Annotated in this window: 13 protein-coding genes; all 13 read left to right on the top strand. The window is 43.8% G+C overall.

Features of this window, described 5'->3' with window-relative positions:
* Positions 1 to 256 precede the first annotated feature (256 nt).
* The 13 genes from MHH57_RS20565 to MHH57_RS20505 all read left to right on the top strand — a co-directional run bounded on the left by MHH57_RS20565 (position 257) and on the right by MHH57_RS20505 (position 14,219).
* Positions 257 to 1,444 (top strand): M20 family metallopeptidase, encoded by a 1,188-nt coding sequence (locus MHH57_RS20565; RefSeq protein WP_341039994.1) that lies wholly within the window; start codon positions 257 to 259, stop codon positions 1,442 to 1,444.
* Positions 1,445 to 1,472: 28 nt separating this feature from the next.
* Complete coding sequence (locus MHH57_RS20560) at positions 1,473 to 2,312, top strand: enoyl-CoA hydratase/isomerase family protein (protein ID WP_341039992.1); 840 nt, start codon at positions 1,473 to 1,475, stop codon at positions 2,310 to 2,312.
* Positions 2,313 to 2,912: 600 nt separating this feature from the next.
* Entirely contained in the window at positions 2,913 to 3,203 is a 291-nt protein-coding gene (locus MHH57_RS20555) for a hypothetical protein (RefSeq protein WP_318628421.1), read from the top strand.
* Positions 3,204 to 3,324: 121 nt separating this feature from the next.
* Positions 3,325 to 3,426 carry a transposase gene (locus tag MHH57_RS20550; protein ID WP_081317620.1) on the top strand — a complete coding sequence of 34 codons (102 nt, stop codon included), beginning with the start codon at positions 3,325 to 3,327 and terminating at the stop codon, positions 3,424 to 3,426.
* Positions 3,427 to 4,314: 888 nt separating this feature from the next.
* Positions 4,315 to 5,754, top strand: coding sequence for a 6-phospho-beta-glucosidase (locus MHH57_RS20545; RefSeq protein ID WP_342434460.1), 1,440 nt, complete (start codon positions 4,315 to 4,317; stop codon positions 5,752 to 5,754).
* A gap of 275 nt (positions 5,755 to 6,029) precedes the next feature.
* Entirely contained in the window at positions 6,030 to 6,860 is an 831-nt protein-coding gene (locus tag MHH57_RS20540) for a PRD domain-containing protein (RefSeq protein ID WP_029518185.1), read from the top strand.
* Between the two features lie 250 nt (positions 6,861 to 7,110).
* The gene (locus MHH57_RS20535) at positions 7,111 to 9,000 is read left to right on the top strand and encodes a beta-glucoside-specific PTS transporter subunit IIABC (protein WP_029518186.1); all 1,890 of its coding nucleotides are present in this window, start codon (positions 7,111 to 7,113) and stop codon (positions 8,998 to 9,000) included.
* Between the two features lie 220 nt (positions 9,001 to 9,220).
* Positions 9,221 to 10,711, top strand: coding sequence for an alanine/glycine:cation symporter family protein (locus MHH57_RS20530; protein ID WP_029518187.1), 1,491 nt, complete (start codon positions 9,221 to 9,223; stop codon positions 10,709 to 10,711).
* Positions 10,712 to 10,895: 184 nt separating this feature from the next.
* Positions 10,896 to 11,465, top strand: a complete 570-nt coding sequence (locus MHH57_RS20525) for a bifunctional transcriptional activator/DNA repair enzyme AdaA (RefSeq protein ID WP_318628420.1) — start codon at positions 10,896 to 10,898, stop codon at positions 11,463 to 11,465.
* Between the two features lie 16 nt (positions 11,466 to 11,481).
* Entirely contained in the window at positions 11,482 to 12,024 is a 543-nt protein-coding gene (locus MHH57_RS20520) for a methylated-DNA--[protein]-cysteine S-methyltransferase (RefSeq protein ID WP_029518188.1), read from the top strand.
* Positions 12,014 to 12,829 (top strand): radical SAM protein, encoded by an 816-nt coding sequence (locus MHH57_RS20515; protein ID WP_029518189.1) that lies wholly within the window; start codon positions 12,014 to 12,016, stop codon positions 12,827 to 12,829. Before MHH57_RS20520 ends, MHH57_RS20515 begins: the two co-directional genes overlap by 11 nt.
* 63 nt (positions 12,830 to 12,892) lie before the next feature.
* Positions 12,893 to 13,510 (top strand): DNA-3-methyladenine glycosylase 2 family protein, encoded by a 618-nt coding sequence (locus MHH57_RS20510; RefSeq protein ID WP_341071233.1) that lies wholly within the window; start codon positions 12,893 to 12,895, stop codon positions 13,508 to 13,510.
* 19 nt (positions 13,511 to 13,529) lie between these two features.
* Entirely contained in the window at positions 13,530 to 14,219 is a 690-nt protein-coding gene (locus tag MHH57_RS20505) for a DNA alkylation repair protein (protein ID WP_318628419.1), read from the top strand.
* The last annotated feature ends 22 nt before the right edge of the window (positions 14,220 to 14,241 follow it).

The raw sequence follows: 14,241 nt of genomic DNA, 5'->3' as shown, positions 1-14,241 counted from the left end.
TCCTTTCATAAACAGTTCAATCAAAAGAGTTATATCACAATAAATGTGATATTTCAATGTTCCGGCAGCCTCTAAAATAATGTTCTTAAAATGTCTTATTTTCTCTTGACAGCGAATGGATTTAAAAGTACGATAAAAGTGTTCTCAAAAAGTCTTAAAATATGAAGGGGGGAATGTTTACTCTGTTCTTACGTTCATTCAATTTGTGCTTTGGGAGATGTTTATTGTGATTGAAGAAGCTGGAGGTTTTTTGAGTATGGCCCATCAGCTGCAGGACAAATTGGTCAAGCACAGGCATCATCTTCATGCGGTTCCGGAACTTGATTTAAGTTTGCCGAGGACAACTGCCTACGTAAAAGAGGTGTTGGAGTCGATGGGGCTTGAGCCTACTCCCGTAGGAGAGTCAGGTCTAATGGTTACGATCGGCGGACAACATGCCGGGAAGGTGATCCTTATCCGTGCGGATATGGATGGGCTGCCCATTCAAGAAGAAACGGAGCTTTCTTTTGCGTCGTTGAACGGAAACATGCATGCATGCGGTCATGACTTGCATACTTCCATGCTGCTCGGAGCTGCGGAGATCCTGAAGGCCAACGAAGAGCAGCTTCGCGGGACGGTTAAGCTTATGTTTCAGCCGGGTGAAGAGACTCTGCACGGGGCAAAGATGATGCTTGAGAATGGGATTCTTGATAATCCTAAGGTGGATGCAGCCATGATGCTTCATGTGTTGACCGGAATGCCAATTCCTATCGGGCAATTTGTAGTGCCTGAGGCCGGTGGAGCTATCTCAGCTTCCTCTGATTGGTTCGAAATCATCATCCGCGGAAGGGGTGCACATGGAGCAATGCCGAGTGCCGCGGTCGATCCGTTAAATGTGGCTGCTCATCTTCATCTGGCGCTGCAGGGTATTCTCAGCCGTGAAATTCCGCCAGTTGAGAGTGCCGTCCTTACCATTGGCGTGATGGAAGGCGGAAGTACAAACAACGTGATTCCCGATACGGCCAGAATGAAAGGAAGCGTACGCACATTTAACGCCGCATTGCGGGACAAAATGGAAACCCGTATCCACGACATTTCTGCAGGTATCGGAGAAACTTTTCAGGCAAAGGTGGATGTGATCTATACCAGGGGATGTCCTGAGGTGAAAACGGACAGCGGGCTTAACCGTCAAATGAGAACTACGATTGCAAACACTTTTGGCGCCAGTTCCTTAATCGGTATAACCCAATTGATACCCGGCGGGAAATTAATGGGATCGGAAGACTTCGCATTTGTCTCACAAGCGGTGCCAAGTACCTCAGTATTTCTTAACGCAGGCAATACCGAGGAAGGCTATGGTTACCCTGTGCACCATCCAAAGACGATGTTCTCGGATGAGGTGCTGTACAAAGGGGCTGCGGCTTACGCTGCTTTCGCCAGAGATTGGCTTGAAAGTAATAGATAATATCTCAACAAAACCAGGAGGAATTGAAATGACAGAGAGACGTATGATTGGACCAACCAAATTTGAAGAGTACTCGGAGAAATACAAGGAATTTCTATTAATGACCCGCCGTGCCGGAATCATCGAAGTACGGTTGCATACCGACGGAGGGCCGTACAAGCATTCTTGGGAAGCCCATACGGCATGGTCCCATGCATGGTCAGATATTGGCCGCGACCCTGAGAACGAGGTAATGATTATTTCAGGAACAGGGGATAAATGGGTAATAGGGGACCCTGAGGTCTGGAATACAAAATTTATGGACTGGCCGAAGCAAAAGAAGCTCGAACAGTATCATGAATCGCTGAGACTGCTTGAAAATTTGATATTCTGCATTGACATCCCCACCATCGGGGCGATCAACGGGCCGGGAACGCACTGTGAACTCGCAACTCTCTGCGATATTACCATTTGTACTGAAGACGCGGACTTTTTTGATCCTCATTATCTGGGAGGCACACCTCCCGGAGATGGAATGCTGCTCACACTGCAGAACATGATCGGTTTCAAGAAAGCAGCATATTACGCATACACCGGCAAGAATATCAATGGTCAAACCGCCTTGGACCTGGGCATCGTTAGTGAAGTCCTGCCCCGGGAAAAGCTTCTTCCTCGCGCATGGGAGCTTGCGGAGATGATCATGCAGGCACCGCGTTCAACGAGACATCTGTCCCACTCCATTATATCCCGTCCATGGAAACAAGCCCTGGTCAGTGATCAAGGGTTCCAGCTTGCCCACCAAATGTACGACATGGCCATTGATGAAGAAGGAGCTCTGGAGCGGCTGAAAAAAATGCAAGGACGTCTAATGGGCAAAGAAGTTCATTAGAGCTATGGCGGGACCTACACGATTCGTAGAATACTCGGAGAAGTACAAGGACTTGTTCTTCATGACAGAAATTGATCAATACCGCGAAGCTAAAAATATATCTACCGGATACATTTACACTGTGCTCTATAAGAAAATAAAAGGCATGAATTATTAAAAGATAAGAAAGATTATTGTCTGAATTGAATCCGTATCGTTAAATTACTTTAGATATTCTGAGGACGTTTTTAATTCAAGCTATATGTGGTTAATAACTGCCATAAGACACTTTGAAACAACAATTAAAAATAACACTAACGAGACGACGCTGCAGAAAATATGTAGTGTCGCTTTTTTAGAGGTTACATGTGAAAATCTCTATTCTTAATTTTATTTATGAAAAGATAAAAACTAGATCAGCTAATTAATTTGTTACCCGAAAGGAGAAGGGGATATATTCCTAAAGAGGAAAACCGCATTTTCAGCACGGTGTTTCTTGTCGAGCAACCGTATCTGATAACGGACTGTGGGCCAGAAGTCAAACTTAGCATTGCATTATAGCCGAGTGATTTACGCTTTGGAGGTTGGTAATATTGATTACCAGGAAGGGAGGTTTTCTACATGGAATCTTTAATGTGGAATAATAAAAACTGGCTACAAGAAGACCAAGAATTCTCACCAAAACGGAGAGTAGATAATAAAATCAGCTGGCAAAGGCCTCACATCATCGGAAGTTTTCACAGTAGAAAGATGAAGCGTACTGTCGAGTACCACTCATTGAATGAGTGTTTATTTTATTATTTTCTAGAGGTGGATGTTTCAACATTATATTACTATGTTCAACCCGTTGAAGTCCCCATCCCATATAAAACAAAAAAATTAGAGAAAAAAATTTTGGTTACATGTGCCTGATGTTCTGGTATTTCGAAATGGTTATCCTCCTTTGTTATATCAGATAAAAGAGGCACCAGATGTGGTTCATAACATTAAATGAGACTAATTATATTGTCAAATGAGATAGGAACATCTACGCCTGCACCTGGTTTTTCTTCCGCCCTATAGTCCCAACCTAAATCCAGTAGAGGGGCTATGGCTGTGGCTTAAATCCAATGTGGCGAATAACGTGTTTTTTTAGAGGTTTTATAAGATTAAGCTTCATGTCGGCCAGTTTATGAAACGGATTAACAACTGGAAACAATTCGAGTTTTGAATATTTTGGAAGATACTCTTTAAAATGTCATTTCATTTGAACATCCAAATAGAAAGGTATTTGATTATGATATTCATTAACAAAAAAACTATTAATAAGCTAACTGAATCGCATAGAGAACCTAACATGCTTATCTGCTATTCAACTCCTCAAAGCCTTTCGGCTTGGACAAGTCGAGCTATATTACTCCTAAATAATGATAAAATTATTATCCTTTTCCTCAATCTATTTTCCACTAAAGTAGTACAGAAAGTTGAATTTGAAGTAGCTGATTTACAAGAACAAAAATATCATTCCATATATCTGTCTTCTGCAATATGGTCATTTAACATTAAAGGACAGCATTGGAGGTTCAAGATAATCAAAAAAATTCTTCCTCTTGGCTCTATGCAAAGGGATTTTCTAAATTTCTTGCAACAAAATATCTTAAAATAGCGACTGAGTAGATCAGCGATCTTCGAAAACACGTGCCCTTCCAGACAAAGACGAACAGCCAGGTATCTTTCGTAAAGTCGTTTATCTGGGGTTTCCTTCATGGTTCAATTCACTACCCAATAGGCATTTGAAATCATGCTGTTGTATGATATAACCCACAGGGGCTGCGTGTTATTATATCAAATGAATTTGACAGGTTCCCAAATCTTTGTTAGAGTTTCAAACAAATACGTATAACCTTTTCATGGGATGTTACCGATAGGGCATAACCTGAATTGGCTTGTTTACACGGTAAGTGTACACAGGCTGGTTTGGGTTTTTTTATTGTCTGTCACCCTTCGCTACCCCTTTTATTACACATTTGGAAGGAGAATGTTTATGTCCAGTTATATTTTTCCTAAAGACTTTTTATGGGGCGGTGCTCTTGCTGCCAATCAGGCTGAGGGCGCTTATTTGGAAGATGGTAAAGGATTGAGTCTGGTGGATCTGCTGCCTACCGGAGAGAAGAGAAGAAGCATAATGAAAGGGAATGTTCCTTCACTGACTCCACTTGAAAGCGAATTCTATCCTTCCCACCAAGCCATTGATTTCTATCATCACTATCGTGAGGATATCGCGCTATTTGCAGAAATGGGATTTAAGGCGCTGCGTGTTTCCATTGCCTGGGCTCGTATTTTTCCAACAGGAGAAGACGCTACTCCCAATGAAGCAGGTTTGCAATTCTACGATGATTTGTTCGACGAGTTGCATAAACATGGCATTCAGCCAGTCGTTACTCTCGCTCATTTTGACGTGCCAGTGGATCTGGTCGAGAAGTATGGAAGCTGGCGGAGCCGGAAGCTGGTAGGTCTGTTTGAAACCTATGCCAAAACAGTATTCACCCGCTATAAGGATAAAGTGAAGTACTGGATGACATTTAACGAGATTAACATGCTTCTCCATTTGCCGTTTCTCGGCGCCGGTCTTGTTTTTCAAGAAGGTGAAAACGTTAAACAAATTCAGTACCAGGCTGCACATCATCAGCTTGTTGCAAGTGCGCTGGCTGTAAAAGCGTGTCACGAGATTATCCCAGATGCGAAGATTGGCTGTATGCTTGCTGCCGGCAGCTTCTATCCGTATACATGTAATCCCGAAGATGTATATCAGGGCATGGAAAAAGACCGCGAGTCCTACTTCTTCATTGATGTTCAGTCACGCGGCGAATATCCTGGTTATGCGAAGCGCTTCTTTAAGGATCATGGATTAAACATTGAGATGGAATCAGGCGACGCAGCCCTTCTGAAAGATCACACCGTTGACTATATCGGATTCAGCTATTATTCAAGCCGGACGACCAGCACAGACCCGGAAATCGTCAAGAATATGACCAGTGGTAATGTATTCGGCTCCGTAGCCAATCCATATTTGGATAAGTCCGAATGGGGCTGGACGATCGATCCCAAAGGATTCCGCATCACAGCCAACCAATTGCATGATCGTTACCAAAAGCCTCTGTTCGTAGTGGAAAACGGTTTTGGTGCCAATGATGTGGTTTCGCCTGAAGGAGAAGTTAACGACGATTACCGGATCGACTATCTCAAGCGGCATATTGCCGAAATGGGTGAGGCTCTTCAAGACGGAGTCGAAATTATCGGTTACACAAGTTGGGGACCTATTGACATTGTCAGCGCTTCCTCAGGAGAGATGAAAAAACGTTACGGTTATATTTATGTGGACCGTGACAACGAAGGCGAAGGTTCGTTGAAACGGATTAAAAAGAAAAGCTTCCACTGGTACAAAAACGTAATTCATTCCGACGGAGAAAATCTGGGCGAATAATCGTACCACAAGTAATAGGATCGGACATCCCGGGCCCACGGGGATTTCCGATCTTCGTTTCTTCATTGAAAGCGTTGACAATCGTTCCTCTTCGGGCTATACTTGACGCAATTCCATCATTTTTAGGATTGTTACTGCGTAGCAGGCAAAACCTAAGCCACAAATAAGAAGATGTTACAGTCTTGTTTATTTGGCGTGCTTCGGTTTTTTTCTGTTTACAATAAATAGGATGGAGCAAGTGTGGCTCTTGCTGGCATATGGAACGGGGGATCAAGATGAACATAGCAAAGGTCATCAACAACAATGTAATCAGCGTCTACCAGACGGACGGTACCGAACTCGTGGTGATGGGGCGGGGGATTGCTTTTAAGAAAAAGCCTGGAGACAAAGTAGACGAAACCAGAATTCAGAAGGTATTTGCTCTGAAAAACAAACAGACGTCCGATAACTTTAAAATGCTGTTACGTGAGGTACCGCTTGATTTGATCATGATTGTAGAGGAAGTCATAAATGACGCCAAGCATAATCTGAATAGAAAGCTGAACGAAAATATTTATGTTTCGCTGACCGATCATATCAATTTCGCTGTTGAAAGATACCGGGAAGGATTGGAAATCAAAAACGCGTTGTTGTGGGAAATCAAACAGCTATACAAAGAAGAATTTGCGATAGGTCTGAAAACGCTGGAACAAATCAAACAAAAGCTCGATATTGAACTGCCTGTAGATGAAGCAGCTTATATTGCCCTTCACATCGTAAATGCTGAAATGAACGAGGAAGTCATTACAACCATGAGTATCACGAAGTTTATCCAGCAAATTATCAATATCGCAAAGTACCATTTTAAGGTTGATTTTGACGAGGATTCTTTGAGTTATTTCCGCTTTATTACGCATCTGAAATTTTTTGCCCAGCGCGTATTTAAGGGAAATCACTATGAAAATAACTATGACCATTTGTATGACATGATTAAGGAAAAGCACAAGGAAGCAGCTGCTTGTACTGAGAAAATCGGAACCTTTGTAAAAAAAGAATACAATCACGAATTGACGAACGAAGAAAAGCTGTATTTGACTGTGCATATTGAACGAGTGGTGAACAGATAAGTTGAACTTTTTTAGTAAAAAAGAATCAAAAATATATTTAAAATGTTTTTGTTGACAAATATGGTAGATTAAATGTATTATGTGAGTAACAGGAATTTAATAATTTTTAACTGGGATTGTTACTGGTTATGCAGGCAAAACCTAAGTCATGAAAAATTGCGGGACTCAAGTGCCCACCATTTTTCAAGGCTTAGGTTTTTTGTGTGCCTAAATATGGTAAAAAGCCCCTTAGAACATGGAGGTGTCCATCATGAGTTATGAACAACTGGCTAAAGAAATTGTGCACCTGGTAGGCGGCGAAAAAAATGTAGTATCGCTCGTACACTGCGCCACGCGCCTGCGTTTTGTACTAAAAGATGAGGCGAAAGCAGACAAGGCAAAGCTGGAGAAAACTGATGGAATTATTACGGTCAAGCAGAGCGGTGGCCAGTTCCAGGTTGTGGTCGGCAACAAAGTACCAGAAGTGTATAATGCCATCGGCCAAGTATCCAACATTTTAAATGAAACTGGAAAAGAAGATCATTCAGCTAAAGGCAAGAAAGGGTTTGGCGCTGTAATCGACGTAATTTCCAGTATTTTTGCACCGTTGCTCGGAGTTATGGCGGGGTCCGGTATTTTGAAAGGTCTACTGCTGATTGCGAGTAACCTCGGCTGGTTGGTTCCGAAAGACACTACTTATATGATTTTGTATGCTGCGGCTGACAGCTTGTTTTATTTCCTGCCGCTCTTGTTAGCGGTTACAACGGCACGGAAATTTGGAGGTAATATCTTCGTTGCTCTGACCATCGCCGGAGGGCTGCTTTACCCGACCATTGTCACGTTGAAAACAGAAGGTACACCTACAGACTTTTTCGGTATTCCTATTGTGATGATGAGTTATTCATCTACCGTTATTCCGATAATTTTAGCCGTTATCGTCATGAGTAAGCTGGAAAAATGGTGCAATCGCGTGATCCATGAGAGTGTCAAAAACTTTATTACACCTTTGATTCTACTTGTAATTATGCTTCCTCTGACCCTGATGGTTTTTGGTCCAGTCGGGGTGTATGTGGGCAACGCAATCGCTACCGCGCTCGTTGCTGCGTTCAGCTTTAGTCCGCTGCTGGCTGGAGCAATTCTTGGTGCTTGCTGGCAGTTGCTCGTTATTTTCGGTGTTCACTGGGGTCTTGTACCTGTATTCATTAATAATATTGCTGTTAATGGCAGAGACGGGATCAAACCTTCCGCTGCGGCATCCATCTTTGCTCAAACCGGCGCTTCGTTCGGTGTTATGCTGAAAACGAAAAATAAAAAGCTGAAAACACTAGCGGGTTCCGCTACACTTACCGCTTTATTCGGCATCACGGAGCCAGCAGTTTATGGGGTTACGCTGCCGTTGAAACGTCCGTTTATTGCAGGTATTATCGGTGGTGCTGTCGGTGGTGCCATTATCGGTCAAGCGGGAACGCAAGCATTTGCCTCCGGCGCACCTGGATTGCTGACCTTGCCGATCTTTTACGGTCCTGGCGGACAAGGCTTCCCAGGATTGATTTTAGGGATTACCGTTTCATTCCTGGTGTCGGCCATTTTGACTTATATTTTAGGTTTTGAAGATCCAGTTGAAGAAGAGGAAACTACTAACAATTCGGCTAAAGAATCGACATCTACAGTTGCAGTTTCTAATGAAGAGGTACTAAGCCCGATTGAAGGAACGGTGGTCGCTCTGTCGGAGGTTCCCGATCCAGCATTTGCTTCGGAAGCTATGGGTAAAGGTATCGCCATCCAACCGACAACGGGCAGAGTCGTAGCCCCGTTCGATGGAACCATCACCGTGGCGTTCAAGAAAAAACATGCGCTTGCAGTTGTTTCGCATCATGGCGCAGAAGTTCTGATTCACGTCGGAGTAGATACGGTCAAGCTGGACGGTAAACATTTTACGTCCCATATCAAAGAAGGCGATCAGGTGAAAGCTGGGGACCTACTGCTTGAGTTTGATGTTGAGCAAATCAGGGCAGAGGGTTATCCTACGATTACGCCAGTTATCATTACGAATTCTTCCGAATATACTGAAGTCCTTCCAATCGCTCAAGGAGAGGTAACGGAGCAGGCCCCGCTGTTGAAACTGTCTAGCGCTCTGAATGAGAAAGAAAGCATTGCCTAAATGTCTTAAGGACAAGGCTCTGATGATCCATATTCCCGGATCATCAGAGCTTTTTTGTCGTCCTTTCAGGTAGCAGATAAGTCGATTTGTAATTGACAATATGTCAATTAAATTAGCTTGTACGGTTGTAAAAACTATTCTATAATTTCTTGTAAATATGAAAAATTTTCTGAAAACATTAACTGAATATGAATTGATGGATCAGGGGGAAATGCAAGGAATGTTAGAGAAGTGGGCAGAGGCAGTAAATGGCGTCATTTGGAGCAATCCTGTGGTATATGTCTGTTTGAGCGTGGGGCTATTATTTTCAATTATGACCCGATTTCTGCAAATCAGACATTTCAAAGAGATGATTCGCCTTGTCTTTAAAGGGAAAAGTTCTGAGGCAGGTGTATCCTCATTTCAGGCCTTTACGATGGCGTTATCAGGACGTGTAGGAACGGGGAATATTGCGGGGATTGCACTGGCAGTCGGTATGGGAGGACCCGGGGCAATATTTTGGATGTGGGTCATGGCTTTTATCGGATCGGCCACTGCGTTTGTTGAATCTACACTGGCTCAGATCTATAAGGTAAAGCGTGATGGTCAGTATCGAGGCGGCCCGGCCTTTTATATTGAAAAAGGGACAGGCTTAAAATGGTTTGCGGTTATTTTCGCAGTTGTAGCGTTGGTCGCTATGTGTTTACTGTTGCCGGGAACTCAATCGAATTCGATTGCGGTAGCTTTTCATAGTTCGTTTGGTATGGATATGAAGGTTTCCGGGATAGTAGTTGTGGTGTTGCTGGCGCTTATCATATTTGGTGGTGTAAAAAGAATTGCCAATGTGGCACAGGTAGTCATACCCTTTATGGCACTTGGCTACATCCTTGTCTCTTTCTATATTATGATGACGAACATTACTGCGCTTCCCGATGTATTTGCCCTTATTTTTCGCAGTGCCTTCGGTATCGATTCAGTGTTCGGTGGTATAGCAGGGACAGCCATTGCCTGGGGGGTAAAACGAGGCATTTATTCGAATGAAGCAGGACAAGGCTCTGGTGCCCATCCAGCCGCCGCCGCAGAAGTGTCTCATCCGGCAAAGCAAGGACTGGTTCAAGCATTTTCTGTATATGTAGATACCTTTTTAGTCTGTACGTCTACGGCTTTCATGGTCTTGTTTACAGGGATGTACAATGTGAAGGGACCAGGTGGGGGCTATATTGTGCAGCATCTTCCGGGTGTTGAAGAAGGAACTCAATATACACAATCTGCCATCGAATCGGTATTTCCGGGTTTTGGGTCGAGTCTTTTGTCCATTACATTGTTCTTTTTCGCCTTTACCACCATTATCGCCTATTATTATATCGCTGAAACGAATATGGCCTACCTGATTGCCGATCGTAAAGCCAAATGGCCTATGTTCCTGTTAAAGCTGGTTATTCTGGGTTCGACATTCTATGGAACGGTTGTCAAGGAATCTGCGTTGGCGTGGACACTGGGGGATGTGGGGGTCGGTATTATGATGTGGGTGAATCTGATTGCTATGATCCTCCTGGCCAAGCCTGCGCTTCTGGTGCTTAAGGATTACGAACGGCAACGGAGGCAAGGGATAGACCCGGTATTTGATCCGAAGAAGGCAGGGATTTCAAATGCCGATTACTGGTCAAAGGAATATCAGCCTCCTTCAGATGAGTTGACGATCACCGCTAAACCAAGCAAGCTTCAAGCCTAATAAGATAGAGAAGTAAGATCAAAGGTGGCTCCGCGGGGAGTCATCTTTTTTTCGTTATCTTGCCTTTACATTCCAAGAAGGGTACATATGTTCACTATTTAGTTTATAATTTAGACAGAGGGATTTTGAATAATCCTGCCATAGATATGTGGGAGGTCACATTTGCATCAGAGAGGTGATTTGAATGAGTACATCCGATTTATCCATAACTGACGACAAGTGGAGAGCTATCGTAGAAAACGACAAGTCTTATGACGGGATATTTTTGTACGCCGTGAAGACAACGGGAATATTTTGTCGCCCCTCCTGCAAATCCCGACCTCCCAAAAGAGAGAACATCCGTATATTTAAAACAGCGGAACAGGCATTGGCTGAGCATTTCCGTCCATGCAAAAGGTGTAAACCGACAGGACAACGATTGCCTGATCATGAATGGATCGCACGGGTTACAGAATACGTGAATTCTAACTATATGAAGGACTTAACATTGCACATCCTAGCTGAGATAAGTCATGGAAGTCCGTATCATTTACATCGTACCTTCAAGCGGGTCATGCATCTAACCCCGATGGAATATATACAGCAGACCAGGTTGGAACAAGCGAAGGAGCTGCTCATCTGCTCAGATATATCTGTTGCGGAAGTGGGGAAGAACGTAGGTCTGTCCAATGCACCTTACTTTATTACGTTATTTAAAAAGAATACAGGCTACACCCCATTGCAATATCGCCAACTCAAATCGAAAGCAACATAAAATGGAGGTACACAGCATGGCACATCAAATAAATAAAACGATCTATTGGTCATTGTTGACACATGAGGATTGGAATTTATATATTGCAGCTACATCGGAAGGATTATGTTATGTGGGCTCGCCCAATCATCCTGTAGAGGAATTGTTTTCATGGGCAGGAAGTCGATTTCCCGGTAGCCCTTTAGTTGAAGAGGATGCCGCTTTACAGCCCTATGCCAAGGAGCTGATTGAATATTTCCAAGGGGAGCGCACCCAATTTACATTGCCCTTTGACTTTCAGGGGACTGCATTCCAGCTGGCGGTTTGGAATGCGTTGTGTGATATTCCGTATGGGGAAACACTATCCTATTCAGATATTGCCAACGCTATTCAAAAACCAGCCTCTGTTCGTGCGGTGGGGGCCGCCATCGGTGCTAATCCGATTTTGGTTACGGTCCCTTGTCATCGGGTCATTGGTAAAAATGGAGCTATGACCGGATATCGTGGTGGTTTGGACATGAAGGTTAAGCTTTTGCAGCTCGAAAAGGAAAGAGTGGCGTTGGTTCAGTATGAAAAATGAGTATTACAAATCCCCAAAGACACTTCTGAATAAAGGGACCGGCTTCTTGTCAGGGTATACACACTCGTTGAACCCGTATACAGGTTGTACCTTTGGTTGCTCGTATTGCTATGTACGCCAATTGCCAGTCTCCACATTTCGGAAGGAAGCGTGGGGGACATGGGTTGATATTAAAAATCAGGCGGCAGATATTCTTCGCAAGGAACTTCGTAGAGCCAAATCCAAAGGTAAAGTCACGATTTTCATGTCGTCAAGCACAGATCCTTATCAGCCTGCTGAGTACAAGGAAGAGGTGACCCGGTCTCTGCTGGAGGTGATGGTGGATGAGCCACCAGATTTTCTCTTTTTACAGACGCGCAGTCCACTGGTACGGCGGGATACCGATTTACTGCTCCGATTGGGGGATCGTGTTCGTGTAAGTATGACTGTAGAAACAGATCGAGAAGATATACGCAAACATTTTACCCCGGAAGCTCCTCCCATCCAGGCTCGTCTCCAAACGCTGCATCTCTTAAAGGAGGCAGGTGTACCAACGCAAGCTACGATTGCTCCGATGCTTCCAAGCAGTGAACATTTTGCAGACAAGCTTTTGCCTCTGGTCAACCGTGTCTGTATTGATGATTATTTTATGGGAGATGGCAGTGGGGGGAGACGAACGCGTAGCTTAAAAATAGGTGCGCTGTACGAGTCATTGGGGCTGGAAGAATGGTATCATCCTGCTGCCTATAAGACGGTTTATGAACGTTTTCTCCATGTTTTCCCGAAAGAACAGCTCTACGTGAGCAAAGAAGGATTCGAACCTTGATGCAACAGCAGTCTATGCCATTGAATCAAGAGTGAAACATATAAGGGGGCAACGGGAGAACGAATGCAAACTGTAATGACCAAAAACTTTGACTATGGGGAAAAGGAAATCAATTATCTAAAAAACGTAGATACCGTACTTGGTGCAGCGATGACGCAAATGGGCAAGGTAGAGCGGGTGATCATTCCCGACCTGTTTGCTGCGCTCGTTCATGCGATTGTGGGACAGCTTATATCGGCCAAGGCGGTTCAAACCATATGGGCAAGGATGCAGGAGAAGTTAGGCGTGATCACTCCACAAAATATAGCTGTTCAGACGGCTTTAGATATTCAAAGCTGTGGCATCACCATGAAAAAGGCCACATGTATCCTTAATATAGCCCAGTCGATCGAGCAGGGCCTGTTGGATTTACAGAAATTATATGAGCTTTCCGATGCACAGGTGATCGAGAAATTGTCCTCGCTGCAAGGGATAGGACCTTGGACGGCTGAAATGATGCTGATGAATTGCATGGAGCGTCCAGATGTCGTCAGTTGGGGTGATATGGCTATTCGACGGGGAATGATGAAGTTGTACCATCTGGATACATTGACCAAGCAGCAATTCGAGGAGTACCGCCGAGTCTATTCGCCTTATGGTTCGGTGGCCTCCATTTATTTGTGGAGTATTTCATTTCGTTAAAAATCAGGGAGTGGAAACGATGGAGAAAACAATCAGAGAACAAATACTGTCATATGTGGATGCGGATTTTCAGAAATTCACGGCTGCATTGCTTCCGACGATTAATAATGTGCTGGGTGTACGTCTGCCAATGCTGCGTAAGCTAGCTCAAAATATCGCCAAAGGGGATTGGCGTCTCTATCTGGAGACTGCTGAAAGTGATCACTTCGAAGAAGTCATGCTGCAAGGCATGGTGATTGGTTCTGTAAAAACGGATATAGAGGAAGTTTTGAGTTATACCGCCAAGTTTGTTCCTAAAATTGATAATTGGTCCGTATGTGATAGTTTCTGTGCCGGATTGAAAATCACCAAACATCATAAAGAACGGGTGTGGGAGTTTATTCAACCCTACTTGCTCTCCAAGAAAGAATATGAAATTCGGTTTGGTGTAGTTATGCTTCTGAATTTTTATATTGAGGAACAGTATATGAACCGGGTGTTTGCTCTGCTAGATCAGACCCATCGTGAGGATTATTATGTACAAATGGCGGTAGCATGGGCGATATCGATCTGTTATATCAAGCTGCCTGAGGCAACGATGGCGTATTTAAGTCATAATACATTGGATGATTTTACTTTCAATAAAGCTCTGCAGAAAATTACAGAATCATACCGGGTGGATCAGGCAACGAAAACGACCATTCGTAGTATGAAGCGAAAAAGAAAATAGGATCGGCTCCCACCTGTAAGTG

Origin of the sequence: Paenibacillus sp. FSL H7-0442, from assembly GCF_038593105.1 — a bacterium.
GTDB lineage: Bacteria > Bacillota > Bacilli > Paenibacillales > Paenibacillaceae > Paenibacillus > Paenibacillus polymyxa_D.
Note: the sequence above shows the minus strand (reverse complement) of the source record. Positions and strands in the feature narration are given on the sequence as shown.

What these genes read in the sequence shown, in the direction of transcription:
- MHH57_RS20565 (WP_341039994.1), top strand. Translation starts at nt 257, where the DNA reads ATGGCCCATCAGCTGCAGGACAAATTGGTCAAGCACAGGCATCATCTT.
- MHH57_RS20560 (WP_341039992.1), top strand. Translation starts at nt 1,473, where the DNA reads ATGACAGAGAGACGTATGATTGGACCAACCAAATTTGAAGAGTACTCG.
- MHH57_RS20555 (WP_318628421.1), top strand. Translation starts at nt 2,913, where the DNA reads ATGGAATCTTTAATGTGGAATAATAAAAACTGGCTACAAGAAGACCAA.
- MHH57_RS20545 (WP_342434460.1), top strand. Translation starts at nt 4,315, where the DNA reads ATGTCCAGTTATATTTTTCCTAAAGACTTTTTATGGGGCGGTGCTCTT.
- MHH57_RS20540 (WP_029518185.1), top strand. Translation starts at nt 6,030, where the DNA reads ATGAACATAGCAAAGGTCATCAACAACAATGTAATCAGCGTCTACCAG.
- MHH57_RS20535 (WP_029518186.1), top strand. Translation starts at nt 7,111, where the DNA reads ATGAGTTATGAACAACTGGCTAAAGAAATTGTGCACCTGGTAGGCGGC.
- MHH57_RS20530 (WP_029518187.1), top strand. Translation starts at nt 9,221, where the DNA reads ATGTTAGAGAAGTGGGCAGAGGCAGTAAATGGCGTCATTTGGAGCAAT.
- MHH57_RS20525 (WP_318628420.1), top strand. Translation starts at nt 10,896, where the DNA reads ATGAGTACATCCGATTTATCCATAACTGACGACAAGTGGAGAGCTATC.
- MHH57_RS20520 (WP_029518188.1), top strand. Translation starts at nt 11,482, where the DNA reads ATGGCACATCAAATAAATAAAACGATCTATTGGTCATTGTTGACACAT.
- MHH57_RS20515 (WP_029518189.1), top strand. Translation starts at nt 12,014, where the DNA reads ATGAAAAATGAGTATTACAAATCCCCAAAGACACTTCTGAATAAAGGG.
- MHH57_RS20510 (WP_341071233.1), top strand. Translation starts at nt 12,893, where the DNA reads ATGCAAACTGTAATGACCAAAAACTTTGACTATGGGGAAAAGGAAATC.
- MHH57_RS20505 (WP_318628419.1), top strand. Translation starts at nt 13,530, where the DNA reads ATGGAGAAAACAATCAGAGAACAAATACTGTCATATGTGGATGCGGAT.